The following is a 26,919-nucleotide window of genomic DNA, read 5'->3' as shown; positions in this document are numbered from 1 at the left end:
GCAGGCTCAGCGCTTCGAGAAGGCGGCGACGAGTTCCGGATCGCGTTCGAGCTTGTCGAGCCAGCTCGGGTCGAGCTTGGGCACCGACGACATCAGCAGGCGTGCATAGGGGTGGCCGCCGGCCTTGCCGACCTGATCTGCCGGCAACTGCTCGACCTTCACGCCGCGATACATGACCGCGACCTCGTCGCAGATCGCCTGCACCGTCGTCAGGTCGTGGCTGATGAAGAGGTAGGACAGGCCGAGCTCGCGCTGCAGGTCCTTGAGCAGCTCGATGATGGCCGCGGCCACCACGGTGTCGAGCGCGGAGGTGATCTCGTCGCAGAGGATCAGCTCGGGATCGGCGGCGAGCGCGCGTGCCAGGTTCACGCGCTGCTTCTGCCCGCCCGACAGTTCGCTGGGCAGCCGGTGCTTCAAGGCGCGAGGCAGGTGCACCAGCTCGAGCAGCCGGTCGATGCGCGCGTCGCGGGCGGCCCCGCGCAGGCCGTGGTAGAAGCTGAGAGGACGGCCGAGGATGTCCTCGATCGACTTGGCCGGGTTGAGCGCGGTATCGGCCGACTGGAACACGATCTGCAGCTTGCGCAACTCATCGGCGCTGCGGTCCTGCGCGCGGGGCGCCATCGGCTTGCCGTTGAAGGCGATCGTGCCGGAAGAAGGCGGGATGATGCCGGCGATCGAGCGGGCGAGCGTCGATTTTCCGCAGCCGGATTCGCCGATGATGCCGAGATTGCGCCCGCGCTCCAGCTTGAAGCTGACCTTGTCGACCGCCAGGATCAGCGGCGTTCCGTCGGCCTGCAGCTTGCCGTAGCCCGCGCTGATGGATGAGAGCTCCAGCACAGGGCGGGAAGCCGAGCCTTCCGGGCTCGCCGCCTGTGCGGGGATGCGCCCCGGTGGCGCGAAGGCCGCGAGCAGTTCCTGCGTGTAGGGGTGTTTCGGCGCCGACAGGATCTGTGCGGTGGCGCCGATTTCCTGGATGACTCCGCCCTTCAGGACGACGATGCGGTCGGCGATCTGCGCGACGACGGCCAGATCATGCGAGACATAGACGCCGGCCATCCGGCTCTGGCGCATCACGGATTTGAAGGCGCGCAGAACCTCGATCTGGGTGGTGACGTCGAGGGCTGTCGTCGGCTCGTCGAAGATCACCACCTTCGGGTCGCCGATGAGAGCCATGGCCGCCGAGAGGCGCTGGAGCTGGCCGCCGGACACCTGGTGCGGATAGCGCCCGCCGATCGTTTCAGGCGAGGGCAAGGAGAGCGCACGGAACAGATCCACCGCCTTGGCTTCGGCCTGCGCGCGCGGCATCAGTTCGTGGATGCGGGTGATCTCGATCACCTGGTCCATGATGCGCTGCGCCGGATTGAAGGCAGCCGCCGCGCTCTGCGGCACGTAGGAGACCGCGACGCCACGGACCTTTGCCCGTTCCTTCTCCGACAGGGCAGCCATGTCGCGGCCGTCGACGCAGACACTGCCGCTGGTGATGCGGCAGCCCGTGCGGGTGTAGCCGAGCAGAGTCAGCGCGATCGTGGTCTTGCCCGAGCCGCTCTCGCCGATCAGCGCGACGATCTCGCCGGGCGCGATCTCGAAGCTCACGCCCTTGATGATCTCGACGCGACGGCCGGCATCGGTGGTCGCCTCGACCTTGAGGTCCCGGATTTCGACGAGAGGGCTCATCATTCGCTCCGGTCGCGGATTTTCTGCGGCAGGTTGTCGATCAGCATGTTCACCGCGATCGTCAGGCTGGCGATGGCGAAGGAGGGCGCCATCACGGCCGGCGCGCCGAAGGGCAGGCCGCCGATGTTCTCGCGCACCAGCGAGCCCCAATCGGCTTCCGGCGGCTGCACGCCGAGGCCGAGGAAGGACAGGCCGGACAAGAGCAGCACGATGAAGACGAAGCGCAGGCCGACATCGGCCAGCACCGGCCCGATAATGTTGGGCAGGATTTCCGCGCGGATGAGGTAGCTCAGCTTTTCGCCGCGGATCCGCGCCACGGTGACGAAATCCGTGGTGTTGACGTTGACCGCGAGCGCCCGGGCGAAGCGGTAGGAGCCGGGCGTATAGATGATGCCGAGGATCAGCATCAATACGGGAATCGAGGAGCCGACGCCGGCAACGGCAACGAGAGCGAACAGCTTGCTGGGAATGGAGCTCAACGCATCGACGAACCGGCTCAGCGCCGCATCGAACCAGCCGCCCGTCACGGCCGCCGCCATGCCGAGCGTGACGCCGATCGTGCAGGCGATCAGCGTGGCGGCCAGCGAGATGCCGACGGTGTAGCGCGCGCCGAAGAGGATGCGCGAGAGCATGTCGCGCCCGAGATAATCCGTCCCGAGCGGAAACTGCAGGCTCATCGGGCCGAAATAGTCGGTGTCGACGATGTCGCTGATGCCATGGGGCGTGACATAGGGCGCGAGGATCGCGATCAGCGCCCAGGCGAGAATGATGACGAGGCTGATCCAGCCCGTGAGATTGAACCGATACCCGGCCCGGCGCGGGCTGACGGTTGTCGCGTTGGTTGCGTCGATGGCCATGGTCAGCGCAATTTCGGGTTCGACAGGATGGCGATGATGTCCGCCGTCGTGATCAGGAGCAGGTAGACGACGCAGAAGATCATCGCGCAGCTCTGGATGAGCGGCAGGTCTCGCGTCGCCACGGCGTCGACCATCAGCTTGGCGATGCCGGGATAATTGAAGATCGTCTCGACGATGATGACGCCGCCCAGCAAATAGGAGAGCGACAGCGCGACGGCGTTGACGATGGGGCCGAGTGCGTTGGGTAGCGCATGGCGGAGTACGACCCGCGGGCGGGAGGCGCCCTTCAGCTGCGCCATCTCGACATAGGGCGTGTTGAGCGCCTCGACGACGGCCGCACGTGACATGCGGATCATCTGGGCCGAGATCACGAAGCTCAGGGTGAAGACCGGCATCGCATAGATGCGCAGCATCTCGCTGAAGGAGGTGATGTTGCGTGCGAAGGAGAGGGCGGGCAGCCATTTCAGCCACACGGCGAAAATCAGCACGCCGGCGGTCGCGATCATGAACTCCGGCACCGAGATCACCGTAATCGTCGCCATCGTGACCGAGCGGTCATAGAGCGAGCCGCGCAGCATGGCGGAAGTGATGCCGAGCGCGAGCGCGATCGGAACCGAGAAGAGCGCGGTCGCCGCGGCGAGCTGCAACGAGTTGCCCAGGCGCCCGGCAATCAGCTCCGCGATCGGCCGGTTATTGGCATAGGAGATGCCGAGATCGCCGGTCAGCATTCCGCCGAGCCAGCGGAAGAAGCGCAGGATCGCCGGGTCGTTGAGGTGCATCGCCGCGCGAAGCCCGGCCACCGCCTCCGGCGTCGCGGCCTGCCCGAGCAGCACCTCGGCGACATCGCCCGGCAGGATCTGGGTGGCGCAGAACACCACGAAGGAGACGATCAGCAGCGTCAGCAGCGCGACGAGCAGCCGTCCGCCCAGCAGGGACAACAGGTGAAGGTTCATCGACGCTCCCGCAGCAGACACCTCCGACCGGAGTGTGACACGAATTGCGGGCCGGACGCACGCGCCCGACCCGCAGGAGAAGCAGGGCTCAGCGGTCGAGCCAGACGTACTCGGCGAAGGCGTAGCCCATCATCCCGCCGAGCGGGTTCGGCAGCAGGCCCTTGAGCTTGTTCGAGATGGCATCGACATTCGAGATATAGACCGGGATCGCGGTGCCGGCCTCATTGGCGACCATCACCTGCATCTCGTCATAGATGCGCTTGCGCTGGGCCTCGTCGAGCGAGCCGCGCGCCTCCAGCAGCATCTTGTCGAATTTCTCGGACTTGTACTGGCTCTCGTTCCACGGCGCCGTGGATGCGTAGAGCAGCGAGAACAGGATGTCCGGGGTCGGCCGCGGGTTGATGTTGCCGAAATGGACCGGAGCCTTCAGCCAGTAGTTCGACCAGTATCCGTCCGAGGGAACGCGCTGGATGTCGAACTTCATGCCGATGGCATTGCCGGCCTGCTGGACGAGCACCGCCATGTCGACCGAGGAGCCGGCGGCATCGGAGGCGACGATCGGGATCGACTGGCCGAGGACGCCGGCCTTCTGGAAGAGCGACTTGGCCCGCTCGGGATCGAACGCCTTCGGCTTCAGATCCTTGTTGTGATAGCGGTTCATCGGCGGGATCGGCTGGTCGTTGGCGACCTCGGCGAGGCCGCGCAGCGCCGATTTCTGGATCTGCTCGCGGTTGAGCAGGTATTTCATGCCCTCCACGAAATCGGCCTTGTTGCCGGGCGCCATGTCCATGCGCATGTTGAGGTTCGTGTAGTTGCCGGTGGTGGTCTTCGACAGCACGACGCCCGGCTGGCTCTCGACCAGGCGCATCGAGCGCGGATTGATCGCCGCAGCGAGTTGGATATCACCAGAAAGCAGCGCATTGACGCGCGCCGTGTCGTCGGTGATCGCGAAGAATTCGAAGGAGTCGAGGTTCGCGCCGCCGGACTTGAAGTAGTTCTTGTTCTTGACCGCGATCGAGCGCACGCCGGGCTCGAAGCTCTCGCAGGTGAAGGCACCGGTGCCGTTCGCCTTGGCGAAGTTCGTGGTACCGTCGGCGATGATCATGAAATGGTGCGTCGACAGGATGGTCGGCAGGTCGCCGTTCGGCGCCGCGAGCGTGATCTCGACGGTCAGCGGATCGACCGCCTTGAACTCGGTCATCTGTTTGGCGAGCGAGTTCGACTTCGAGCCGACGGCCGGGTCGAGATGGCGCTTCAGCGAGAAGATGACGTCGGCCGAGGTCAGCGGCTTGCCGTCATGGAAGGTGACGCCCTTCTTGAGCGTGACGGTCCAGACCTTGGCGTCCTTGGTCTCGAACTTGTCGGCGAGCTCCATCTGCAGCTTGCCGTCCGCGTCCAGGAAGGTCAGGCGATTGTAGAAGGCGCAGCAGCGGACATAGTCCGTGGAGAGCGAGGCCTTGGCCGGATCGAGCGTGTCGGCGGTCGATGAGGACCAGCCGGCTGCCTTCAGGTTGCCGCCCTTCACGGGCGTCTGCGCGAGCGCGGAGGTGGCGCGCGCCAGCACGAGGCTGCTGGCGGAGGCGGCAAGGCCACCGGCCATCAGCATCTGCAGGAGGTCGCGGCGGCTGGCGCCGCGGCGGATCGCATTCTCGACGATGGCGTCGTCGGCATTCGTCCAGCTGGAAGAAATCTTGTCCGTCATGTGTATTCCCCTCTTTATGATTTGCGCCGTTGTTCCGGCGTTGGTCTTCTTCGCTACGGGTTCCTTCAGGCCACCAGACTGGCTTCGACGGCGTCGGCGAGCGCGCCCATCGAGGTGAAGTGGAAGTCGGGTTCGGTGAAGCGTTCCGGCTCGATCGTGCCGCCATAGCCGGGCTGGGCGTGGCGCCGCTGGATCCAGCAATTGGTCAGGCCGAGCTTCCGCGAGATTCCGATGTCGTGATACTGGCTCTGGGCGACATGCAGGATCTGGCCACGCGAGCCGCCATTCTTCTCGACGAAGGCGAAGACCTGCTCGAAGAACGCGGGATCGGGCTTTTCCGTGCCGGTGTCGTCGACGGTGAAACCGGCATAGAACGGGTTGCCGAGCGCGCGGGAGAAATGCTCGAAGGCCCAGCGCTGGGCGTTGGTCATCGCGATCAGCTTGTAGCGCTTCGACAGGCGCGCAAGCGCCTCGGCGCTGTCCGGGAAGGGGCGCCAGTCCTTGACGGCGCCGCGCAGGCGCTGGCCGTGGCTCTCGCCCGTCGGAAGGCCGAGTTTGGGAGCGATCACGCCGTAGACCCGAACGAGATCGTCTGGAAAGTGCTGGACGTCGGGCATGTAGCGGGCGGCGCGGTAGAGGTTCAGCGCCTCTTCCCCATCGAACGCAACACCGGCTTCGCGAGCGATGTCCGCGAGGCTGCCGACGAGGCCGCCCTCGAAATCGATCAGCGTGCCCACGACGTCGAACGTCATATAGCGGAAGTCGCCGAAACTCTTAGCCATAGCCTCTCCGCTTCCCCCGCCGGTCACAGGCAGGAATTCATGGTCTTCAGCGAGCGCCGTTTCATCGTCACCGGGCTGCTCGGCCACTGGTCGTGACGGTTGCGCTCTGTTCCCTTCGGCCGGTCTTCGCCGGCCATGAGGGAGTTTCTCACTGTTGGCTCGCCGGATACGCTGAATGTCGAAAACTGCGCGGCACAAAATTCCGAATTCGCAGCCTTCGCGGAATCTCGGCTTCAGGGAGCGGGCGCGGGATTGACCCAGCGTCCGCCCCGCTTTCGCAGAGCCCCCGGCGTCATGCCATCGCGGCACGTACGTCCGGATCGGCCAATGTCTCGTCGAGCGTCGCGCGGGTCCGTTCGACGATCGCGTCGATCTCGGCATCGGTGCAGCACAGCGGCGGGGCATAGCCCAGCACGCCGTTGCCGAAGGCGCGGATGACGAGACCCTTGTCCCAGGCGCGGTCGAAAACGCGCTGGGCCGGTGCGGCAGCGGCCGGCAGAGGCGTCTTCCTGACCTTGTCGGTCACGAGTTCGACGGCGGCCAGCAGGCCACGGCCACGCACCTCGCCTACGAGGGGATGGTCCCGGAGGCTTTCGAGGCCGGCCATCAGGCGCGTGCCGGCCTTGCGCCCATTGTCGAGCAGACCGTTCTCATAGAGACGGAGCACCTCGAGGCCGACAGCGGCGCTGACCGGATGGGCGGAATAGGTGTAGCCGTGGCCGACCGCCGCCGCGCCCGAGCCGTCCGCGATGACGTCGTAGACCTTCTGCGACATCAGCACGGCGCCCATCGGCACATAGCCCGAGGTCAGCCCCTTCGCGACGGTCATCAGGTCGGGGACGATCTCCTCGTCCTCGCAGGCGAAGAGCGGGCCGGTGCGCCCGAAGCCGGTGATCACCTCGTCGGCGACGAAGAGGATGTCGAGCTCGCGGCACAGTTCGCGCATCGCCTTGACCCAGCCGGGCGGCGGGACGAGCACGCCGCCGGAGCCCTGGATCGGCTCGCAATAGAAGGCTGCGACGCGATCCGCACCGCCGACGGCTTCGACCTTGCTCCTGAGCGCCGCCAGCGAGGCGGCGATGACGGCGGCCGGATCGGAGCCGACGGGATTGCGATAAGTATAGTGCGACGGAATCTTGTGCTGCCAGTCATAGGGCACGCCGAAGCCGGCATGGAAGACGGGCAGGGCGGTGAGGCCGGCACCGACGGTCGAGGAGCCGTGATAGCCCTGCTCCATCGAGATGAACTGGTCCTTCTGCGGCTTGCCGCGAGCCTGCTGGTAGTAGCGGATGAAGCGGACCGTGCTGTCGATCGCGTCGGAACCGCCCAGCGTGAAATAGACGCGGTTGAGATCGCCCGGCGAACGCTCGGCGAGCTCGGCCGCGAGCCGGATCGCGGGCTCGGAGCCGAGCCCGAAATAGCCCGTCGCATAGGCCAGCTCGCGCATCTGGTTCGCCGCGGCCTCGACGATGCTGTCATGGCCGTAGCCGGCATTCACGCACCAGAGCCCGGCGAAGCCGTCGATGAGCTGCTTGCCGGACGCGTCGGTGATGGTCGCGCCCTTCGCCGAGCGCAGCACGCGCACGCCGGCCTTTTCATGGCCACGATAGGAGGCGACCGGGTGAATCCAGTGTTCGCGATCGAGTTCGATCAGGGAATTGCTCAACATGGCGGTTCTCCAGCTTATCCGAGCGCCTGACTGGCGAGAGCGAAGGGTTTGGCGGGGCCGAGCGGCCACCGGCCTGCCCCGTTGCGGCGCATGACGATGCCGCCGCCGACGCCCGCGAGGCCGCGAGCGTGAAGCCATGGCGAAAGCGCGGGCCATTCGGCCGTGTCGACGCGCAGGAAGGCGCCGGGACGGCTGGCGATCAGGAAGCTCATGAGGCTCTGCGCCTGTTCCAAGGTGTTCGCGACGACCGGGCCGATCACCTCGCCGCGGCCGAACGGGCGCAGCGCCGCGTAGCCGGCGACCTGGCCGGCTTCGCGCAGAACGACCATCCGCCCGGCTTCGGTCAGGAGACTCAGCAGAGGCTGGCGATCCATCCCCAACGCTTGCAGATCGAGCGCGGTGACTGTGGGGAGGCTCTCGGGACCAATCCAATCCAGTTCCATGGCGCCGTTTGCGGCATCCGCCGGCGGCGGAGTGGGAATGCCCTGGTGCTGACGGATCTCGTGGGTCGCACTGAAACCCAGCTTCTCATAGAGAGGCAGGCCATCAGCGGTCGCGGTGAGGCGGCATTCGCGCGCGCCGCAGGCTTGCAGGGCGGCATCCATGAGCTTCCGGCCGAGGCCGCGTCCGCGCATGCTGGCCGCGACGATCACCATGTTGATGGTTGCGCGGTCGTCTCCGAACGGCGTCAGAAACGCCGTGCCGACCACGGCATCGCCCTGGAGCGCGACGAAGCCGTGACTGAGCGCGAGCAGCATCGCCCAGTCTTCGCGCCGGTGCGGCCAGCCCGCTTCGCGCGAGAGCAGAACGGCTCCATCGAGATGGCGTTCGTCGAAGGCGACGAGATCGATCGTTTCCTGGTCCATGATGCTTCGCTTCGTATCCGTTGCATCATGGATAGGGTGCGTGCCGGCGCAGTTGCTCCTGAGGAAGGCCGTCGGGCGATATCTTTGGCCGTAGGAATGCGCGGCGACCGCATGGAATGCCACGACGGGCGGGAAGAAGCCGGTGATTGGGAGGCGATGCGGGCCTTCCGCTGCGATGCAGGCGAAACTCTCTGCCACAGCCTCATCGGCAGACGGCAGTTTCTGCTTCCCGCCGCAGGCAATGCGGTGCTCGCGCCGTTCTGGCCGCCGCTATGATCTCCGGCAACGGATACAACCGTTTTGCCACAGGGGATTTCCGCGGATGACCGTCATCAAGCCCAAATTCGTGACCTTCGACTGCCATGGCACGCTGATCTACTTCGCGATGGATAAGGCCGCGCGCGCCTTGTACGGCGACAAGCTCGACGAGCCGGCGATGCGGACCTTCATCACGAATTTCTCGGCCTATCGGCTCGACGAGATTCTCGGCGACTGGAAGCCCTATGAGGAGGTCGTCTACAATTCGCTGGAGCGGACCTGCCGCCGAAACGGCGTCGCCTTCCGCCCCGAGGATGCGCGCTGGGTCTACGAGCAGGTGCCGACCTGGGGTCCGCATGCGGACGTACCGGAAGGCCTTGCCAAGGTGGCGAAGGAAATCCCGCTCGTCATTCTCTCCAATGCGGATAACGACCAGATTCCGCATAACGTCGCCCGGCTCGGCGCGCCCTTCCATGCGGTGTACACCGCCGAGCAGGCCCGATCCTACAAGCCGCGGATGAAGGGCTTCGAGTACATGTTCGACATGCTGGGCTGCGGCCCGGAAGACGTCTGCCACGTCTCGTCCTCGTTCCGCTATGACCTGATGACGGCGCATGACCTCGGGATCAGGAACAAGGTCTGGGTCAATCGCGGGCACGAACCGGCGAACCCCTATTACGGCTACACCGAAATCAAGGACATCTCGGGCCTGCCCGGCGTGTTCGGACTCTGAGGCCCCGGCCGATGCAGTTCAAATCCTATTGGCATGACACGGCCAGCAGTTTCACCGGCGCCGCCAGGGGGCCGGTCGAAGGCTCGTACGACGTGGCCATCGTCGGCGGTGGCTTCACCGGTCTCGCCGCCGCGCGCCAGCTCGCCATGGCCGGCGCGAAGGTCGTGGTGCTGGAGGCGGAAAGCGTCGGCTACGGAGCCTCGGGCCGCAATGGCGGCCATCTCAACAACGGCCTCGCCCATAGCTTCATCGCGGCCAAGGCCGCGCTGGGCACCGAACGCGCCGTGGCCCTCTACAAAGCCTTCGACGATTCCGTCGATACGATCGAGCGGATCGTCGCCGAGGAGGGCATCGACTGCTCCTTCCGGCGGGCGGGCAAGCTCAAGCTCGCCTCCAAGCCGGAGCACGTCGCCTCGCTCACCCGCAACTTCGAGGTGCTGCATCGCGACGCCGATCCCGACACGGCCATGCTGAGCCGGGCCGAGCTCGTGAGCGAGGTCGGCTCCGACGCGTTCCATGGCGCGATGCTCTCGAAGAAGAGCGCCATGATGCATATGGGCCGCTTCGTGACCGGGTTGGCCACGGCGGCCGCCCGGCACGGCGCGGTGATCCATGAGCACGCACCCGTGACCGAGCGGCGGCAGGAAGGCGGGCGGCATGTCCTCCAGACACCGCGCGGAAGCGTCTCGGCGAAGGACGTGCTGGTGGCGACCGGGGCCTATACCTCCGGGCCCTTCTCCTGGTTCCGGCGCCGGATCATCGCGGTCGGCTCATTCCTGATCGCGACGCGGCCGTTGAGCGAGGCCGAGGTCGCGGCGACCATGCCGGGCAACCGGACGGCCGTGACCTCGCTCAATATCGGCAACTATTTCCGCCTGGCGCCGGACAACCGGCTGATCTTCGGCGGGCGCGCGCGCTTCTCCGCCACGTCGGACCAGACCTCCGACGCCAAGAGCGGCGCCATCCTGCGCGCGAGCCTTGCCGGCATCTTCCCGCAGCTCAGGGATGTCGAGATCGACTATTGCTGGGGCGGGCTGGTCGACATGACCAAGGACCGCTATCCCCGTGCCGGCTACGAGGACGGCGTCTGGTATGCGATGGGCTATTCCGGCCACGGCGCGCAGATGTCGACGCATCTCGGCATGATCATGGCCGATGCAATCCTTGGTCGTCCCAACCGCAACCCGCTCGAGGGCCTCGCCTGGCCGGCCGTGCCCGGCCATTTCGGCAAGCCCTGGTTCCTGCCGCTGGTCGGGCTCTACTACAAGGCGCTCGACCGCATTCAGTAGGTCGTCGGCTTTGCCGTGAAACGTTGGAAGGCGCCGGGTATGCTCCGGCGCCTTTTTCTGAGCGGGTCAGCCGAGTCCGCCGATATGGAAGGCCTTGACCTCGAGATATTCCTCGATGCCGAGCCGCGAGCCTTCGCGGCCGAGACCCGATTGCTTGACGCCGCCGAAGGGCGCGACCTCCATCGAGATCGCGCCGGTGTTCAAGCCCACCATCCCGAATTCGAGCGCCTCGCCGACGCGCCAGGAGCGCCGCATGTCCTGCGTGAAGAAATAGGCGGCGAGCCCGAAGGGCGTGCCGTTGGCGATGCGGATCGCCTCGTCCTCGCTGCCGAAACGGAACAGCGGCGCGACCGGGCCGAAGGTTTCCTCACCGGCAAGCTGCATCTCGATGGTGGCATCGCCCAGCACGAGAGGCGTCGCATATTGGGCGCCCTTCGGCATGTCGGCCGCGGCGGCCAGGCGCCGGGCGCCCTTGGACAGAGCGTCGTCGACATGGCGCTCGATCTTCTCGATCGAGGCGCGGTTGATCATCGGTCCGATATCGACGCCGGCATCGGTGCCGGGGCCAACCTTCATCGCCGCGACGCGGGCCGCAAGCTTGTCGGCGAAACGATCATAGATGCCGTCCTGCGCGAGGATCCGGTTGGCGCAGACGCAGGTCTGGCCGCCATTGCGGAATTTTGAGACGAGCACGCCCTCGATCGCGAGGTCGAGATCGGCATCGTCGAAGACGATGAAGGGGGCGTTGCCGCCGAGCTCCAGGCTGAGCCGCTTGATGCCGTCGGCAGCCTGTCGCATCAGCAGTGCCCCCACCCGCGTCGAGCCGGTGAAGGAGATCTTGCGGACGGTCGGATTGCCGGTGAGCTCGGCGCCGATCGCGGTGGGCATGCCGGTGACGATGTTGATCACGCCGGCCGGGATGCCGGCCCGTTCGGCCAGAACGCCGAGGGCCAGCGCCGAGAACGGGGTCAGCTCCGACGGCTTGATCACGACGGTGCAGCCCGCCGCCAAGGCCGGTGCCACCTTGCGGGTGATCATGGCGTTGGGAAAGTTCCAGGGCGTGACGATGCCGCAGACGCCGACCGGCTCCTTCATCACGATGATGCGCCTGTCGGCGGTCGGGGCGGGGATCGTCGCCCCGTCGATGCGCCGGGCTTCCTCTGCGAACCATTTGACGAAGGAAGCGCCGTAGCGGATTTCGCCGCGCGCCTCCGCCAGCGGCTTGCCTTGCTCGTGCGTCAGGATCAGCGCGAGATCCTCGACATGCTCCAGCATCAGTGCATGCCAGGCCTCCAACAGAGCGGCGCGCTCGGCATTCGGCCTGGCGCGCCAGGCGCCGAAGGCCGCTGCTGCGGCCTCGATTGCGGCGCGCGTATCGGTGCCATCGGCATCCGGCACGGAGCCGATGGCAGCTTGCGTCGCCGGATCGATGACGTCGAGCGTGCGGCCTGAGGCGGCGGCCTGCCAGTTGCCGCCGACGAGGCAGGCCTGGCGCAGCAGGGTGGGGTCGCGAAGGGCTTCGATGGCCATGATTGCGGTCTCCGTCAGCCGAGTGCCGAAAGCACGGCGGCGGTAATGTCCTGGGTCTTGTGCCTGCCCGGTTCGGTGCCGATCCGGCGGGCCGTGGCGGCTTCGATCGCCGTCATCACGGCCTTTGCCGCGCCGGCTTCGCCGAGATGGTCCAGCATCATCGCGCCCGACCAGATCGCGGCGATCGGATTGGCGATGCCGAGATGGGCGATGTCGGGTGCCGAGCCATGCACGGGCTCGAACATCGAGGGCGCGCTGCGCTCAGGGTTGATGTTGGCGGAAGCGGCGAAGCCGAGGCCGCCCTGTATGGCCGCGCCAAGATCGGTCAGGATGTCGCCGAAGAGGTTGGAGGCGACCACTACGTCGAGGCTCTCCGGCGCCATCACCATGCGCGCGGCCATGGCGTCGATATGGTAGTTGGCGACCTCGACATCCGGATATTCTGCGGCGAGCCTTGCCGTGATCTCGTCCCAGAACACCATCGAGTACTTCTGGGCGTTCGACTTGGTCACCGAGGCGAGCTTGCCGCGGCGCTTGCGCGCCTGCTCGAAGCCGAAGCGCAGGATGCGCTCGACACCCTTGCGGGTGAAGATCGAGGTCTCGACGGCGACCTCGTCGGCCGTGCCGTTATGGACGCGTCCGCCGGCCCCGGCATATTCGCCCTCGGTGTTCTCGCGGATGCAGAGGATGTCGAAGGCGCTGGCACGCAATGGCCCCTCGACGCCCGGCAGCAGGCGGTGCGGGCGAATATTGGCGTATTGCACGAAGGCCTTGCGGATCGGCAGCAGGAGCCCGTGCAGCGAGACCGAATCCGGCACGCGCTGGGGCCAGCCGACCGCGCCGAGCAGGATCGCGTCGAAGCCGCGCAAGGTCTCGATGCCATCAGGCGGCATCATCGCGCCGGTCTTCTCGTAGAAGTCGCAGGACCAGGGGAAGCTCGTCCCTTCGAGCCTGAAGCCGCCACCATGCGCGGCGCGGCCGAGCACCTCCCAGGCGGCCTCGGTGACGGCGGTTCCGATGCCGTCACCCGGGATCAGGGCGATCTTGTAGGATTTCACGGGGAGGCTCCTCACAGCGCGATCAGGACGCTTTTCGATTTGCGGTTCGCGAGATAGGCCTCGCGCCCCAAGTCCTTGCCGAGGCCGGATTGCTTGTAGCCTCCGGTCGGCAGGATGTGGTCGCGCGAGCGGCCGTAGCGATTGACCCAGACCGTGCCGGCCTGCAGGCGGTTGACGGCGCGCAGCGCCCGCGACAGGTCGCGCGTGTAAAGGCCGGCGCAGAGCCCGTAGGTCGGGTGATCGGCGAGCCCTAGCCCTTCCTCTTCCTCGCGGAAGGTCTGGACGGTCAGGATCGGCCCGAAGATTTCCTCGGTCACGGCAGGCGAGGTGGCGTCGACCCTTTCCAGTACGGTGGGGGCGTAGAAATAGCCCACATGGTCGAGGCGTTCACCACCCAGCCGGCAGGTGGCGCCGCGCGCCACTGCCGCATCGACGATGCTTTCCATGCGGCCGATCTGCCGCTCCGAGATGATCGGCGAGTAGGCGCTCGCCGCATCCCAGGTTGCGCCCGGACGAACCGCGCTCATGCGTTCGACGATGAGCGCGACCAGCTGCTCCGCGACGCTCTCCGCGACGATCAGGCGCGAGCCGGCGACGCAGGCCTGGCCGGCATTGCCGAGGATGCTGCGGGCGATGGCGGCTGCTGCCTGCGGCAGATCGGCATCGGCGAAGACGAGCTGCGGGCTTTTTCCCCCGAGCTCCAGCGTCATCGGCTTGATGCCGGTGCGGGCGATGTTCTCCATGATGGCGGCGCCGGCTGCGGTCGAGCCGGTGAAGCTGACCTTGGCGATATCGGGATGGCCCGTGATTGCGGTGCCGGTCGTGCGGCCATCGCCGAGCACGATGTTGATCAAGCCCGCGGGCAGTCCGGCCCTTACCGACAGCTGTGCCAGGTAGAGCGTCGCGAACGGCGTCATCTCGGAGGGCTTGAGCACGACGGCATTGCCGGCCGCGAGTGCGGGGCCGAGCTTCCAGCCGGCCATGTTGAGCGGGAAGTTCCAGGGCGTGATGGCGCCGACGACGCCATAGGGCTCAGTCGCGATCATGCCGAAACTGTCGGCGCCGGTCGGAACGAGATCACCGCCTTCCTTGTCGGCGAATTCGGCGAAGAAGCGGATCTGCTCAGCCGTGACGGGGACGTCGCCAGCCATCAGCTCGGAGATCGGGCGGGTCGAGGCGATCGCTTCCAGCCGCGCCAGCGTTTCCGCTTCCGCCTCGATGAGATCGGCCCAGCGGTGCAGCGCACGGGCCCGCTCGCGCGGTGCCAGACGGCCCCAGCCGCTGCTCGCAAGCGCCTGTTTGGCAGCCGCCGCCGCGCGGTCGACGAGCTCGGCATCGGCGACGGGGCAGGCGGCAAAGGCAATCGCATCGGATGGACGATGCAGATCGATGCCGTCCCTGGCGTCGACCCATTCGCCGGCGATGAAATGGCCGCGCGGCAGCGTGACCGAAGCGGGATCGAAACTCAGCGACAAGGGCGCATCTCCGAATGGTGGCCGCCCAAGCCTAGTTCTGCCCGGTCCGAAGTTTGCGCCTGTGAGGGCGGCTCGACCGACCGGAAATCCTGTTTGCGGGGCTCCGCGCGGCCGATTCTTCGGCGGGCTCGGATCAGCCGACGATCACGTAGATCTTCCGGACGGTCTCGATCGTCTTCCAGACGCCGACGAAGCCGGGCTTCATCACGAAGCTGTCGCCGGCGCGGAAGGTGCGCGGCGGCTGGCCTTCCTCGGTCAGTTCGATCACGCCCGAGAGGATGTAGCAGAATTCCACCGTTTCGCCCTTGATCGAGCGGGTTTCGCCGGGTGTCGCTTCCCAGACGCCGGTGCGCACGGGCTCGTTGCGGGACTGGTCCTGGGCCCAGGTCTTGAACGAGGGATCGCCGGAGATCAGACGGTCAGCGGCAGCCTTGGCGTGCTTGGGCTCGCCGGTAGGAGCATGGTCGAGCTTGATGAGGAGGGACATGAAAAGCCTTTCGTTCGGGGCTGGAGAAATTCAGTAGCCACGGCTGCGATCGACGAGGCCGATCGGCGGCAGACCGGAGCGATGACGACGCAGGTTCTCGATGACCGCCTTGGCCGCCGGCGCGGCCTCGACCTTGCTGGCGATATGCGGCGTCAGGATCACGCCGGGATGGCTCCACAGGCGGTGACCGGCCGGCAGCGGCTCGGGCTCGGTGACATCGAGGACGGCGCCCGAGAGGTGACCGCTATCGAGGGCATCGAGAAGCGCGGCATGGTCGAGATGCTGGCCACGGCCGACATGCACGAGGCCGGCGCCGGCAGGCAGCTGCGCGAAGAGCCCGGCATTCAGAATGCCTGATGTTTCCGGGGTCAGCGGCAACAGGCAGATCAGGATGTCGGTTTCGGCGAGCAGGGCGGAGAGGCCGGCCTCTCCATGCAGGCAGCGAATCCCATCGATCGTGCGCGGCGAGCGGCTCCAGCCGGAGATCGGGAAGCCGAAAGGCTTCAGGCGCTCGATCACCGCCGATCCCATCATGCCGAGCCCCAGCACGCCGATCCGCCTGTCGGTAGCGGATACGAGATCGTAGGGCTCCCAATGCGCTGCTCTCTGCTGGGCGAGGTAGAGCGGCCATTGCCGGTGCAGCGCGAGCACGCCGAGCGTAACGTATTCCTGCATCATCCGGGTGATGCCGTCCTCGACCATGCGGACGACGAGAACCTCGGCCGGCAAGCCATCCGTGTTCATCTGGTCGATGCCGGCCCCGATCGAGAACAGGATATCCAGATTGGAGAAGCGCTCGAGATTCTCCGGGGCCGTCCAGGTGATCAGGTAGCGGATATCGGCGGGATCGTAGGGATCGCTGCTTCTGATGAAGCGGATATCGGGCAGTTCCTCGGCAAAACGCGCTGCGAACACCCGCGCCCGCTCGTCAGTCGAATTGAAAAGGAAGGTCAAGGCGAGCTCCGTAAGACCGGGAGATCAGGGTGTTTCGCGCGCGAACTGCACGCAGAGCCGTTCGAGCATGCCGACGCAGTCCGCGAGCTCGCCACGCGTGATGTATTCGTTCGGCTTGTGGGCACGGGCGATGTCGCCCGGCCCGCAGATGATCGCGTCGATCCCCGCCGCCTGATAGAGACCGGCCTCGGTGCCGTAGCTCACCGCCGCCAGCGGGGCTTCGCCGGTGACCCTGGTCATCAGTCGAGCGATCGGAGCATCCGCGGAAAGAGACAGCGGGGGGTAGCCGGCAATCGGCTGCCAGCTCGTCCCGAAGCCCTCCGTCTTCAGGCCTTCGAGCGCCTCGCGAACCGGTTCGAGCAAGGCTGCCGGCGAAGCGCCGGCGATGGCACGGGCCTCGATCTCGATGATGCAGCTCTCCGGGATGATATTCACGGCGTCGCCGCCGCGGACCGTGCCGATCTGGACGGTGGAACAGGGGGGCTCGAAAACGGGATCGAGCGGGCCCCTACTCAGTTTTGCCGCCGTGCCTTCTGCGGCCGCGATCACCCGCGCCATCGCATAGATGGCGTTGAGGCCGAGATCGGGGCGGGAGGAATGGCCCGAGCGGCCTTGAACCTCGACGCGCGCGGCGGCCTTGCCCTTATGGGCGAGGATCGGCCGAAGGCCGCTCGGCTCGCCGATGACGGCCGCCACGGGGAGGGCGCAGAGCGAAGGCAGCGCTTCGAGGAGATGAGGAACGCCGCGGCAACCGGCCTCCTCGTCATAGGAGAAGGCGAGATGGATCGGTCGGGCGGGCTTCAGGGCAATGAGCGACCGGACGATCGCGAGCGCCGCCGCGAGAAAGCCCTTCATGTCGCTCGTGCCGCGGCCGAGCAGCTTGTCGCCGTCCAAGCGCAACTGGAACGGATCAGCGCTCCATAGCGGCTCCTGTGCCGGGACGACGTCCATATGGCCGGACAGGACCAGGCCGGGAACGTCGCGCGGGCCAATCGTCGCGAAAAGGTTCACCCGGTCGCCTTCGGGGCCGATGAGGAGATGCGCTTCGATGCCGAAATCGCCGAGATACTGCGCGATCCAGCCTGCGATGGCGGCGTTTGGCTGCCCCACCACGGAGGGGAACCCTATTAGGGTCTTCAGGATCTCTTCCGGCGTCACGGACGGCTCCGGTTCCAGCTGCGTCGCGACAGGATAAGGGCGGCGCGCCAGTGATCGGATCGTTTCGTCGCCCTCTGACGCAGTTCCCTGCTGAAATGCCCAGGAAGAACGGTGCTTCCTGTTGCAGGATTGGTTTACAACTATCGGTAACCCGGCTGGAGCCCATGGCCGGGCAGAGCCGTGGACACGGCGGAGGCCGCGCTTTGGAGACGATCGCTCGACTGCATATCGACACGTTCGAGCTCACCTTGCGCGACATCAAGCGGGTCGATCCCAAGCTGCTGCACGCGCTTTCCGTCTCGGTGGGATGGCCGCATCGGGACAGCGATTGGCAGATGCTGCTCGAGCTCGGGCAGGGGCTCGCCGCCGTCGACGAGATCGGGCGGGTGGTCGGAACCGTGATGTGGCTGCGTTATGACGCGGATTTCGCCATGATCTGCATGCTCATCACCCTGCCTCGCCTGCAGGAGCAGGGGGCGGGGAGCTGGCTCATGGAAAAGGCGCATGAGCTGAACAAGGGCGCCGTCTTCGGCCTCAACGCGACGCGAGAGGCAAAGCGACTCTATCGCTCGCTCGGATACGGCTACGAGCAGAAGATTCTGCGATGCCAGGGAGAAGCAACGCCGGAGGCGCTGGTTCCCGGAATGACGGCATCTTCGGCGAAGGTGGACGGCGCGATTCGCCCTCTCGCCGCCGAGGATCACGGCAGCCTTCTGAGGCTCGATCAGGCCGCGACCGGCCATGACCGCTCTGCCGTCTTCCAGGCCCTATTGCCTGCGTCGCGAGGGCAGGTCCTCGTCCGCAATGACGAGATCGTGGCCTTCGCCTTGTGCCGGCCTTTCGGCCGGGGGCACGTCATCGGCCCGATCATCGCCGCGAGCGAGGATGATGCAATCGCCGTCTCGCGTCCCCATGTCGAGGCTCATGCGGGAAGCTTTCTGCGTGCCGACACTCCGGCCAGCAATACCGTCTTCACGAACTTCCTGGTCGGGAGCGGCATGCAAATCCACGACAGCGCCACGTCGATGGGGCTGGGGCGGCCACCGTTTACGCCGAGATCGGCGACCGGCCCGCGCCGAATAGCGCTTGCCAGCCAAGCAATCGGCTAAAGCCGTCGAAGCGGAGAGGACCGCCCCCGGTGCGTGGCCACGAAATTTCGCTTTCGAGTGATCGCCAATGTCCGCGTGGGGCGCAAATCCGAATCGCTTACCTCCGGAGGAACCAGAGGCTGACACAACAAGGGGGTTGTGAGCGGCAACAAATGTTGGGGTGGAAGCCGGCGCCTTAAGCGCTCCAGAGTTCAAATTCTATTTAAAAATCAATAAGATGCCGCAAAAACAATGGCGGAAGGGGTGGGATTCGAACCCACGGTGGGCTTGCACCCAAGGCGGTTTTCAAGACCGCTGCCTTAAACCACTCGGCCACCCTTCCGGCGAGCGTTCAATGCCGGTCGATGAGGCGATTTGCAAGCGGAAGATGCAGGCTAGCGCGAGCAAAGGCGAGGGCGCTGCCTTGATGCGCGAACTGTGACGGCGCGTCGCGGATGAGCCGGTTTCGAGGCCTCTTCGAGCCCTGCATGGACCGTGTCCTGATGGCCACGCTGCACAGAAAAATGGCGACCGCGATCGCCTCGGCGTTGACATGTGCCCTTTTTCAAACGCTCCTGTCGCCGCCTAACGGCGCAGGGATGGCCTGTTCAATGGTCCGCTTTCCGGCGGATTTTAGCAGCTTAACGATCCCTTAATGGAATTGGCCGAAAACTCGGCTCTGTTGCCTATGGCGGCGAGCCGACAGAATAGTTTTTGGCGCAGAAAGCGGAATTGGCGGAATGACACGAGACGCTCGCTTTTCGGCCCGGGAGCCCGCTTCCACCACGTCCGGACCGATGCCTGCGTCTTCTTCCATGCCTGCCGTCGTCCGTATGGGGTGCGTCGTTCTCGTCGGGCTGTTCGCGGCCAACTGCGCCGGCAACCAGACCGCCGCCCGCCGCTCCAAGGAAATCGGCGCCTTCCCGCAATCGAAATACGGCGCCGCCAGCCAGCGCGTCGTGGCCGAGGGCGAAGAGGTGCCGAAGGGTGGCGGACGCCAGCTCGTCGGCAAGGCCTATTCCGTGGCCGGCAAGCGCTATACCCCGTTCGAGAAGCCGGTCGGCTTCACCCAGGTCGGCACCGCCTCCTGGTATGGCGAGGCCTTCCATGGCCGGCGTACCGCCAATGGCGAGGTCTATGATCGCTACAGCGTCTCCGCCGCGCACCCGACCATGCCGCTTCCGGCCTATGCCCGCGTCACCAACCTGATGAACAGCCGCTCGATCATCGTGCGCGTCAACGACCGCGGCCCCTTCCATGGCGGCCGCATGATGGATCTCTCGCAGACGACGGCCGATGCGCTGGCCTTCCGCCATCTCGGCACGGCGCGGATCAAGATGGAGTATCTCGGCCAGGCCTCGCTCGGCGGTTCCGACGACAAGCTCCTTCTCGCCACGCTTCGCACCGATGGCTCTGCGGCGCCGATCCCGGGCACGAGCGCCCGGACCATGGTCGCGAGCACAGAGCCCGTCCCCACCACGCGCACCCGCAGCGTCGATGTCGACGCGCAGCCGGCCGTCGAGCCCGAGCCGGCTCCTGTCGTCACGCCGGTCGTGCAGGCCTATGCGCCGCAGCAGCCGCGCATGATCACGCCCTCCACCCCGATTGCCGCGACTCTGGCCTCGACCGTCTCGACGCCGGTCGAAGCGCCGTCCATGCGCGCCGCTCCGCTGCCGCCGAACCGGCCGTTCGATCTCGATACCATTGCCAACGCGGCCAAGCCCGTCGCGGTTCCCGCGACGCTGCGCACGACCCTGCCGCCGATGCGCGCCAGCCTGTTCGCCGCCCCGGAAAAGGGCGCGGGCGAACGTCTTGCCAAGGCCCATCCGCTCAACAAGCTTGCGTCGCAGACCCTGCAGCCGCTCGCGCGGAACTGACCTCCGGCTTGACCTGATGGCGGGCGCTCTGCTTCACATCGAGGCATGAGCGCCTTTCGCCGTCAGCCAGGGTTTGTCGCGCCGCCGCAGGCGGTCCGCCGGCTGGCTGCGGGCCTTGTCTTCCTGCTCGGGCTCGTCTGCTTCGGCCCGATAGCCTTCGCCCAGAGTTTCCAGTCGCAGGCGCCCTTCGCCGTTCTGCTCGATTCCGAGACCGGGGCGGTGCTCTACGAGAAGGCTGCCGACGAATTGATGGTCCCGGCCAGCATGGCCAAGCTCGCAACGGTGCTCGTCGCTTTCCAGGACATCACTGCCGGCCGGCTCTCGCTCGATAGTGAGATCAGCATTTCCGAGAATGCCTGGCGCAAGGGCGGTGCTCCGTCCGGCGGCTCGGCGATGTTCGCCATCATCAACAGCCGGATCAAGCTCTCCGACATCCTGCAGGGCATCATCGTCCAGTCCGGAAACGATGCCTCGATCGCGCTGGCCGAGGCCATCGCCGGCGACGAGCCGACCTTCGGGCGGATCATGACCGAGCGGGTGAGGGGGCTCGGCCTGACGAAATCCGTCTTCCGCAACGCCACCGGTATGCCCGATCCACAGCAGCGGGTGACGGCGCGCGAGCTTGCCCTCCTCGCCGACCACATCATCAAGACCTATCCCGAACTCTACAAGATCTTCGGCCAGCGCGAATTCACCTGGAACAAGATCCGCCAGCAGAACCGCAATCCGCTGCTGACGATGGATATCGGCGCTGACGGACTCAAGACCGGCAATATCGACGAGTCGGGCTTCGGCCTCGTCGGCTCAGCCGTGCAGAACGGCCAGCGATTGATCGTCGTGGTCAACGGTATCAAGACGGCGCGCGACCGGGCGACGGAAGCGCGCAAGCTGCTGGAATGGGGCTTTCGCGCCTTCGAAAAGCGCCAGCTCTTCGCCGCCGGCGAGACCGTGGGCGAGGCCAGCGTCTATGGCGGCGAGAAGGGGCGCGTCGGGCTCAGGAGCAAGAGCACTGTGAGCCTGCTGCTGCCGCGCGGCAGCACGGAGCGGCTGGCGGCCCGGATCATCTATCGTGGCCCGCTGACCGTGCCCGTCCAGGAAGGTGCGGAGGTGGCGCGGCTCGTGGTGACGCGCGGCGACATCAAGACGCTGGACTTACCCCTCTACGCGGCCGAGAGCGTGCAGGCCGGCACCTTGCAGTCACGCGCGCTCGACGCGCTGCTCGAGGCGACGACCGGCTGGGTCCGCAAGGCCTTGAGCCGGAGCTGAGCAGGTCGCGTGAGCAGGGGACGTTTCATCACGCTCGAAGGCGGGGAGGGCGCCGGCAAGTCGACGCTGGCGCGCGCGCTCAGCGAGCGGCTCGACGCGGCCGGCTTTACAGCCCGGACGACGCGCGAGCCCGGCGGCTCGCCCAAGGCGGAAGCCATCCGCGAGATGATCCTGGCGGGGCAGGCGCGGGACTATGGCCCCTTCGCCGAAGCGTTGATGTTCTCGGCCGCGCGGATCGACCATATCGACAGCCTGATCCGCCCGGCGCTGGAACGCGGCGAATGGGTGATCTGCGATCGCTTCATCGATTCGACGCGGGTCTATCAGGGCGTGCTCGGCAAGCTCGACAAGGCCGTGCTGGCCGAGCTGGAAACCGTGACGATTTCCGGCCTGATGCCGGAATTGACGCTGATCCTCGATCTCGATCCCGAGATCGGCTTGGCCCGAGCCGCCAAGCGCCGCCGGCCGGGCGAGGCGATCGACCGTTTCGAGGGCGAGACGCTGGCCTTCCATCGCAATCTGCGCCAAGCCTATCTGGATATCGCGAGCGCCGAGCCGCAGCGCTGCGCCGTGCTCGATGCGACATTGCCTCCCGAGGCGCTCGCCGAGGCGGCGTGGCATATCCTGCGCGAGCGCCTGCCCATCGATCCGGAAGTCTGATGCTACCGACCAGCGACGAACCCGACCGGCTGCCGAATGCGCCGCATCCGCGCGAGACGCTGGCGCTCGTCGGCCATTCCGCGCGCGAACGGACCTTCCTCGACGCGCTGGCGTCCGGCCGGATGCATCATGCCTGGCTGCTCGGTGGGCCCGAAGGCATCGGCAAGGCGAGCTTCGCCTATCGCGCCGCGCGCTTCCTGCTGGCGGTGGGCGATCCGCAGGCGAGGGCGGCCCGCAGCGCCGATCTCGCGATGCCGGAGCACGATCCGGCGACGCGGCGGGTGATGGCGCAGTCGCATCCCGACCTGCATGTGCTGCGCCGGATTCAGAAGCCGGACGGCAAGAGCTACACGAGCAACATCCCGGTCGATTCCATCCGGCGCGTGATCGATCGCTTCGGGTCGAGCGCGGCCGAGGGCGGCTGGCGCGTCTGCATCGTCGACTCGGCCGAGGACATGGAGCGCTCGGCCGCCAATGCCTTGCTCAAGCTCCTGGAGGAGCCGCCGCCGCGGGCGCTGTTCCTGATCGTCGCTCATGCCCCCGGCCGGATGCTGCCGACGATCCGCTCGCGCTGCCGGCTTCTGACCTTCGATCCGCTGTCCGAAGCCGATGTAGGCGAAGCCGGCAAGCTCGCGTTGGAGCGCATGGAGATGCCCTTCGACGGCTCGGCCCTGCGCCGGGCCTCCGGCCTGTCCGAAGGCTCCGTGCGGCGCGCGCTGACCTATGTCGATCCCGAGACGCTGGCGCTGGTCGAGGCGGTGAGGGCGCGGCTCGACGCTCTCCCGCAGATCGATCTCGCCGCGCTGATGGCGCTGGCCGAGGATGTCGCCGGCAAGGCGGGCGAGCGCGACTTCGCGGTGATGATCGAAACCATACAAGGCTGGATCAGCGACCATCTCCACGCGCATGCTGCGGCGCAACCGGCGCGCCTTGCACCGCTGGCGGAGGTATGGGAAAAGCTTGGACAGCAGGCGCGCGAGGTCGAGACCTATAATCTCGACCGCCGCCCGCTGGTGATGACCCTGTTTCATGATCTGTCGTCTGCGGTGTCCCGCTCGCGCGCAGCGTGAAGCGAAGCTTTCGGACAGACGATGGCCACGGCCCCGAAATTCTACCTGACGACCGCGATCCACTACACCAACGGGCCGCCGCATATCGGCCACGCCTATGAGATGGTGGCGTCGGACGCGATCGCGCGCTTCAAGCGGCTCGACGGCTACGACGTCTTCGCCATGACCGGCACCGACGAGCACGGCCAGAAGGTGCAGCGCACGGCGGCGCAGAACGGCCTCTCGCCGAAGGAATTCGTCGACAAGATCGCGGCGCGCTTCGAGGAGATGGAGCAGCGCCTCGGCTGTTCCTTCGACCGGTTCATCCGCACCACCGATGCCGACCACCTGCCCTCGACCCAGGAGCTCTGGCGTCGCATGGAGGCCAATGGCGACATCTATCTCGCCAAATATGCCGGCTGGTACTCGGTGCGCGACGAGGCCTTCTACGGCGAGGAGGAGACCACCCTTCAGCCCGACGGCACGCGCCTGGGCGGGCAGGGTACTCCGGTCGAGTGGGTCGAGGAGGAGAGCTATTTCTTCCGCCTCAAATCCTATCAGGACCGGCTCCTGAAGCTCTACGAGGATGTGCCCGACTTCATCTCGCCGGAGACGCGCAAGAACGAGGTCGTCTCCTTCGTGAAGGGCGGGCTCGAGGATCTCTCGATCAGCCGCACGACCTTCGACTGGGGCCTGCCCGTGCCGGGCGACCCGAAGCACGTCATGTATGTCTGGGTCGACGCGCTTAACAACTACGTCACCGGGACGGGCTTCCCCGATCCGGAAAGCCCGCGCGCGCATTACTGGCCGGCCGATGTCCACATCATCGGCAAGGACATCGTGCGCTTCCACGCGGTCTACTGGCCGGCCTTCCTGATGTCGGCGGGGCTGCCGCTGCCGAAGCGCGTCTTCGGCCACGGCTTCCTGCTGAACAAGGGCACGAAGATGTCGAAGTCGCTCGGCAACGTCGTCGATCCCTTCGGCCTCGCCGAGACCTATGGCGTCGATCAATTGCGCTATTTCTTCCTGCGCGAGGTCTCCTTCGGCCAGGACGGCAATTACAGCCATGACGCCATCGTCGGGCGCATCAATGCCGACCTCGCCAATGACCTCGGCAATCTCGCGCAGCGCTCGCTGTCGATGATCGCCAAGAACTGCGAGGGCAGGGTGCCGCCGCGCGGGACGCTGAACGAGGCCGACGAAGCCATGCTCGCCATGGCCGACGCGGCGCTCGCGAAGGCGCGCGAGGCGATGAAGGATTTCGCCCTTCACACCGTGCTGGCCGATCTCTGGGCTCTCATTGCCGAGGCGAACCGCTATTTCGCCAATAACGAGCCCTGGCGCCTGACCAAGACCGACCCGGCCCGCCGTGACACCATCCTCTATGTCACGATCGAGGTGCTGCGCGAGGTCGCGATCCTGGTGCAGCCGGTCATGCCGGTGGCCGCGGGCAAGCTGCTCGACCTGCTCGGCGTCGCGCCCGAGGCCCGCAGCTTCGCGGCGCTCGGCGCGGAGCATCGTCTCGTCAGCGGCACTGCTTTGCCTGCGCCGAGCGCGATCTTTCCGCGCTATGTCGAGCCCGAGGACGGCCAGGCCGCCTAAGGCGGGTGCGAACCACCCTTGTCATTCCGGGGCTTCGCGAAGCGAAGAACCCGGAACCCACGACCGAGCGAGCTGGTTCCAAGAGAGGCCCAAGCTGTTTCACCCAGTCGTGGGTTCCGGGTTCGCGCCTTCGGCGCGCCCCGGAATGACAAGGGCGGTGCTCGAAACCGCTGTGATCACATGTCAACAGCACCTAAGGTTTTGTGATGCTGATCGATACGCATTGCCATCTCGACTTCCCGGATTTCGCCGAGGAGTTGCCGGCCTATGTCGCGCGAGCGGAAGAAGCCGGCGTCGGCCGGATGGTGACGATCTCGACGCGGGTCGCGCGCTACGCCGAGTACGCCGCGCTGGCGGAACGTTTTCCGTCGGTCTGGTTCTCGGTCGGCACGCATCCGCATCAGGCGCATGAGGAGCTCGACGTCACGGCCGAGCGCCTCGTGGAATTGTCGCGCCATCCGCGCTGCGTCGCCATCGGCGAGGCCGGGCTCGACTATCACTACGATTCAAGCCCGCGCGCCGCGCAGGCCCAGGGATTGCGCACGCATATCGCTGCGGCGCGCATCACGCAGCTCCCGCTCGTCATCCATTCCCGCGAGGCCGATGACGACATGATCGCGATTCTGCGCGAGGAGATGGGGAAGGGCGCCTTCCCCGCCATTCTGCACTGCTTCACCGCTGGCGAGGCGCTGGCGATGGCGGGTGTCGAGCTCGGGCTCTACGTGTCCTTCTCGGGCATCCTGACCTTCAAGACCTCCGAGAACCTGCGCCGGATCGCCCGGATGGTGCCGCGCGAGCGCCTGCTGGTCGAGACGGATGCGCCCTATCTCGCGCCTGTGCCGTTCAGGGGCAAGCGCAACCAGCCGGCCTATGTCGTTGAAACGGCGAAGGTTCTCGGCGAGACGATTGGCGTGTCTTTCGACGAGATCGCCAAGATCACCACGGAGAACGCGCGGCGCTGCTACTGGAAGATGGACCACGCCGCGCCGGTCGCGCAGGTGGCCTGACCCGGCGCCATGACGCTCACCGTCACCATTCTCGGCAGCGGATCCTCCGGCGGCGTGCCACGGCCGGGCGCCGGCTGGGGCGCCTGCGATCCCGCCGAGCCGAAGAATCGGCGCCGGCGCTGTTCGATCCTGGTCGAGCGCATCGGCCCGGATGGAACGACGCGCGTGCTGGTCGATACCTCGCCGGACCTGCGCGAGCAGCTTCTCGCGGCCGAGGTCCCGGCGCTGGACGGCGTGCTGATGACGCATGACCATGCCGACCATACCCATGGCATCGACGACCTGCGCGCGCTCGTCCTGCATATGCGGCAGCGCATCCGCGTCCATGCCGACAAGACGACGCAAGCCTCGCTGCGTTCGCGCTTCGGCTATCTCTTCGAGACGCCGCCGGGCAGCTATTATCCGCCGATCATCGATCTCGACGAGATCAGCGCCGGCCGGCCGCAGACCATCGACGGCGCAGGCGGGCCGATCACGGCCTTGCCGTTCCGGGTCGAGCACGGACCGAACTATGAGGCGCTGGGCTTCCGCTTCGGCGATCTCGGCTATCTGCCGGATGTCAGCCTGATCCCGCCGGCCGCGATGGAGGCCATGGCCGATCTCGACGTACTGATCCTCGACTGCCTGCGTGAGACGCCGCATGTCAGCCATTTCCATCTGGCCCAGTCGCTGGAAGCGATCGCGCACCTGAAGCCGCGCCGCGCGATCCTGACCAACCTCCATGTGGATCTGGATTATGCCAGCCTGAGCATGCGCTTGGCCGGGATTGCAGAGGTGGCATACGACGGGATGACGATCTCGGTTCCGGCCTGAATATCCAGCATCTCAGGCGGCATTCGCATCAGAGTTAGTTCCATAATATACCTTATGCGAAGGCGAGGTACTTTCAAAACTGGTGCGAAGCGACGAGTCTCTGATAGTACTG

Annotated in this window: 24 protein-coding genes and 1 tRNA gene; 11 read left to right on the top strand and 14 right to left on the bottom strand. The window is 66.5% G+C overall.

What is annotated here, in order from left to right; genetic code table 11:
- Nucleotides 1–6: 6 nt before the first annotated feature.
- From ACODTJ_RS14590 to ACODTJ_RS14560, 7 genes are all read right to left on the bottom strand, one after another.
- Nucleotides 7–1,674 (bottom strand): ABC transporter ATP-binding protein, encoded by a 1,668-nt coding sequence (locus ACODTJ_RS14590; protein ID WP_454656928.1) that lies wholly within the window; start codon nucleotides 1,672–1,674, stop codon nucleotides 7–9.
- On the bottom strand, nucleotides 1,674–2,531 hold the full coding sequence (locus tag ACODTJ_RS14585; RefSeq protein ID WP_454656929.1) for an ABC transporter permease: 858 nt from the start codon (nucleotides 2,529–2,531) through the stop codon (nucleotides 1,674–1,676). Before ACODTJ_RS14585 ends, ACODTJ_RS14590 begins: the two co-directional genes overlap by 1 nt.
- 2 nt (nucleotides 2,532–2,533) lie before the next feature.
- On the bottom strand, nucleotides 2,534–3,484 hold the full coding sequence (locus ACODTJ_RS14580) for an ABC transporter permease (protein WP_454656930.1): 951 nt from the start codon (nucleotides 3,482–3,484) through the stop codon (nucleotides 2,534–2,536).
- Nucleotides 3,485–3,572: 88 nt separating this feature from the next.
- Nucleotides 3,573–5,186, bottom strand: a complete 1,614-nt coding sequence (locus ACODTJ_RS14575; protein ID WP_454656931.1) for an ABC transporter substrate-binding protein — start codon at nucleotides 5,184–5,186, stop codon at nucleotides 3,573–3,575.
- A gap of 65 nt (nucleotides 5,187–5,251) precedes the next feature.
- Nucleotides 5,252–5,968, bottom strand: a complete 717-nt coding sequence (locus ACODTJ_RS14570) for an HAD-IA family hydrolase (RefSeq protein WP_454656932.1) — start codon at nucleotides 5,966–5,968, stop codon at nucleotides 5,252–5,254.
- Nucleotides 5,969–6,260: 292 nt separating this feature from the next.
- Complete coding sequence (locus ACODTJ_RS14565; protein ID WP_454656933.1) at nucleotides 6,261–7,637, bottom strand: aspartate aminotransferase family protein; 1,377 nt, start codon at nucleotides 7,635–7,637, stop codon at nucleotides 6,261–6,263.
- A 14-nt stretch (nucleotides 7,638–7,651) separates the two neighbouring features.
- Nucleotides 7,652–8,395 carry a GNAT family N-acetyltransferase gene (locus ACODTJ_RS14560; protein WP_454656934.1) on the bottom strand — a complete coding sequence of 248 codons (744 nt, stop codon included), beginning with the start codon at nucleotides 8,393–8,395 and terminating at the stop codon, nucleotides 7,652–7,654.
- On the opposite strand from ACODTJ_RS14560, the gene ACODTJ_RS14555 reads away from it, so the two are divergent.
- From ACODTJ_RS14555 to ACODTJ_RS14545, 3 genes are read left to right on the top strand one after another with little or no spacing between them, the layout of a single operon-like run.
- Nucleotides 8,375–8,779 carry a hypothetical protein gene (locus ACODTJ_RS14555; protein ID WP_454656935.1) on the top strand — a complete coding sequence of 135 codons (405 nt, stop codon included), beginning with the start codon at nucleotides 8,375–8,377 and terminating at the stop codon, nucleotides 8,777–8,779. The two genes, ACODTJ_RS14560 and ACODTJ_RS14555, sit on opposite strands and share 21 nt — an antisense overlap.
- A gap of 46 nt (nucleotides 8,780–8,825) precedes the next feature.
- Nucleotides 8,826–9,494, top strand: a complete 669-nt coding sequence (locus ACODTJ_RS14550; protein WP_454656936.1) for a haloacid dehalogenase type II — start codon at nucleotides 8,826–8,828, stop codon at nucleotides 9,492–9,494.
- An 11-nt stretch (nucleotides 9,495–9,505) separates the two neighbouring features.
- On the top strand, nucleotides 9,506–10,783 hold the full coding sequence (locus ACODTJ_RS14545) for an NAD(P)/FAD-dependent oxidoreductase (protein WP_454656937.1): 1,278 nt from the start codon (nucleotides 9,506–9,508) through the stop codon (nucleotides 10,781–10,783).
- Nucleotides 10,784–10,849: 66 nt separating this feature from the next.
- Here the strand turns inward: ACODTJ_RS14545 and ACODTJ_RS14540 are convergent, their stop codons facing one another.
- From ACODTJ_RS14540 to argE, 6 genes are all read right to left on the bottom strand, one after another.
- Nucleotides 10,850–12,313, bottom strand: a complete 1,464-nt coding sequence (locus tag ACODTJ_RS14540) for an NAD-dependent succinate-semialdehyde dehydrogenase (protein WP_454656938.1) — start codon at nucleotides 12,311–12,313, stop codon at nucleotides 10,850–10,852.
- 14 nt (nucleotides 12,314–12,327) lie between these two features.
- Nucleotides 12,328–13,371: a tartrate dehydrogenase gene (locus ACODTJ_RS14535; protein WP_454656939.1), complete on the bottom strand. Its 1,044-nt coding sequence runs from the start codon at nucleotides 13,369–13,371 to the stop codon at nucleotides 12,328–12,330.
- Nucleotides 13,372–13,382: 11 nt separating this feature from the next.
- Entirely contained in the window at nucleotides 13,383–14,846 is a 1,464-nt protein-coding gene (locus ACODTJ_RS14530) for an aldehyde dehydrogenase family protein (RefSeq protein ID WP_454656940.1), read from the bottom strand.
- 133 nt (nucleotides 14,847–14,979) lie between these two features.
- On the bottom strand, nucleotides 14,980–15,333 hold the full coding sequence (locus tag ACODTJ_RS14525; protein WP_454656941.1) for a cupin domain-containing protein: 354 nt from the start codon (nucleotides 15,331–15,333) through the stop codon (nucleotides 14,980–14,982).
- Nucleotides 15,334–15,363: 30 nt separating this feature from the next.
- Entirely contained in the window at nucleotides 15,364–16,287 is a 924-nt protein-coding gene (locus ACODTJ_RS14520; protein WP_454656942.1) for a 2-hydroxyacid dehydrogenase, read from the bottom strand.
- A gap of 24 nt (nucleotides 16,288–16,311) precedes the next feature.
- The gene (argE, locus tag ACODTJ_RS14515) at nucleotides 16,312–17,445 is read right to left on the bottom strand and encodes an acetylornithine deacetylase (protein ID WP_454656943.1); all 1,134 of its coding nucleotides are present in this window, start codon (nucleotides 17,443–17,445) and stop codon (nucleotides 16,312–16,314) included.
- Between the two features lie 50 nt (nucleotides 17,446–17,495).
- Here argE and ACODTJ_RS14510 point away from each other — a divergent pair, with 50 nt between their 5' ends.
- Nucleotides 17,496–18,554 carry a GNAT family N-acetyltransferase gene (locus ACODTJ_RS14510; RefSeq protein WP_488849220.1) on the top strand — a complete coding sequence of 353 codons (1,059 nt, stop codon included), beginning with the start codon at nucleotides 17,496–17,498 and terminating at the stop codon, nucleotides 18,552–18,554.
- A 232-nt stretch (nucleotides 18,555–18,786) separates the two neighbouring features.
- Here ACODTJ_RS14510 and ACODTJ_RS14505 read toward each other — a convergent pair.
- Nucleotides 18,787–18,876: transfer RNA gene (locus tag ACODTJ_RS14505), tRNA-Ser, on the bottom strand.
- A gap of 472 nt (nucleotides 18,877–19,348) precedes the next feature.
- Between ACODTJ_RS14505 and ACODTJ_RS14500 the strand changes: the two genes are divergently transcribed.
- From ACODTJ_RS14500 to ACODTJ_RS14470, 7 genes are all read left to right on the top strand, one after another.
- Complete coding sequence (locus tag ACODTJ_RS14500; RefSeq protein WP_454656945.1) at nucleotides 19,349–20,410, top strand: septal ring lytic transglycosylase RlpA family protein; 1,062 nt, start codon at nucleotides 19,349–19,351, stop codon at nucleotides 20,408–20,410.
- A 45-nt stretch (nucleotides 20,411–20,455) separates the two neighbouring features.
- Entirely contained in the window at nucleotides 20,456–21,676 is a 1,221-nt protein-coding gene (locus tag ACODTJ_RS14495; RefSeq protein WP_454656946.1) for a D-alanyl-D-alanine carboxypeptidase family protein, read from the top strand.
- A gap of 9 nt (nucleotides 21,677–21,685) precedes the next feature.
- A complete protein-coding gene (gene tmk, locus ACODTJ_RS14490) occupies nucleotides 21,686–22,336 on the top strand; it encodes a dTMP kinase (RefSeq protein WP_454656947.1) in 651 nt (216 codons plus the stop codon).
- The gene (locus tag ACODTJ_RS14485; RefSeq protein WP_454656948.1) at nucleotides 22,336–23,406 is read left to right on the top strand and encodes a DNA polymerase III subunit delta'; all 1,071 of its coding nucleotides are present in this window, start codon (nucleotides 22,336–22,338) and stop codon (nucleotides 23,404–23,406) included. Before tmk ends, ACODTJ_RS14485 begins: the two co-directional genes overlap by 1 nt.
- A 21-nt stretch (nucleotides 23,407–23,427) precedes the next feature.
- Entirely contained in the window at nucleotides 23,428–24,987 is a 1,560-nt protein-coding gene (gene metG, locus ACODTJ_RS14480) for a methionine--tRNA ligase (protein WP_454656949.1), read from the top strand.
- 206 nt (nucleotides 24,988–25,193) lie between these two features.
- Nucleotides 25,194–25,994, top strand: a complete 801-nt coding sequence (locus ACODTJ_RS14475) for a TatD family hydrolase (protein ID WP_454656950.1) — start codon at nucleotides 25,194–25,196, stop codon at nucleotides 25,992–25,994.
- Between the two features lie 9 nt (nucleotides 25,995–26,003).
- On the top strand, nucleotides 26,004–26,807 hold the full coding sequence (locus ACODTJ_RS14470) for an MBL fold metallo-hydrolase (protein ID WP_454656951.1): 804 nt from the start codon (nucleotides 26,004–26,006) through the stop codon (nucleotides 26,805–26,807).
- Nucleotides 26,808–26,919 lie beyond the last annotated feature (112 nt).

The sequence above is a fragment of the Allobosea sp. FG18 genome (assembly GCF_057809495.1).
Note: the sequence above shows the minus strand (reverse complement) of the source record. Positions and strands in the feature narration are given on the sequence as shown.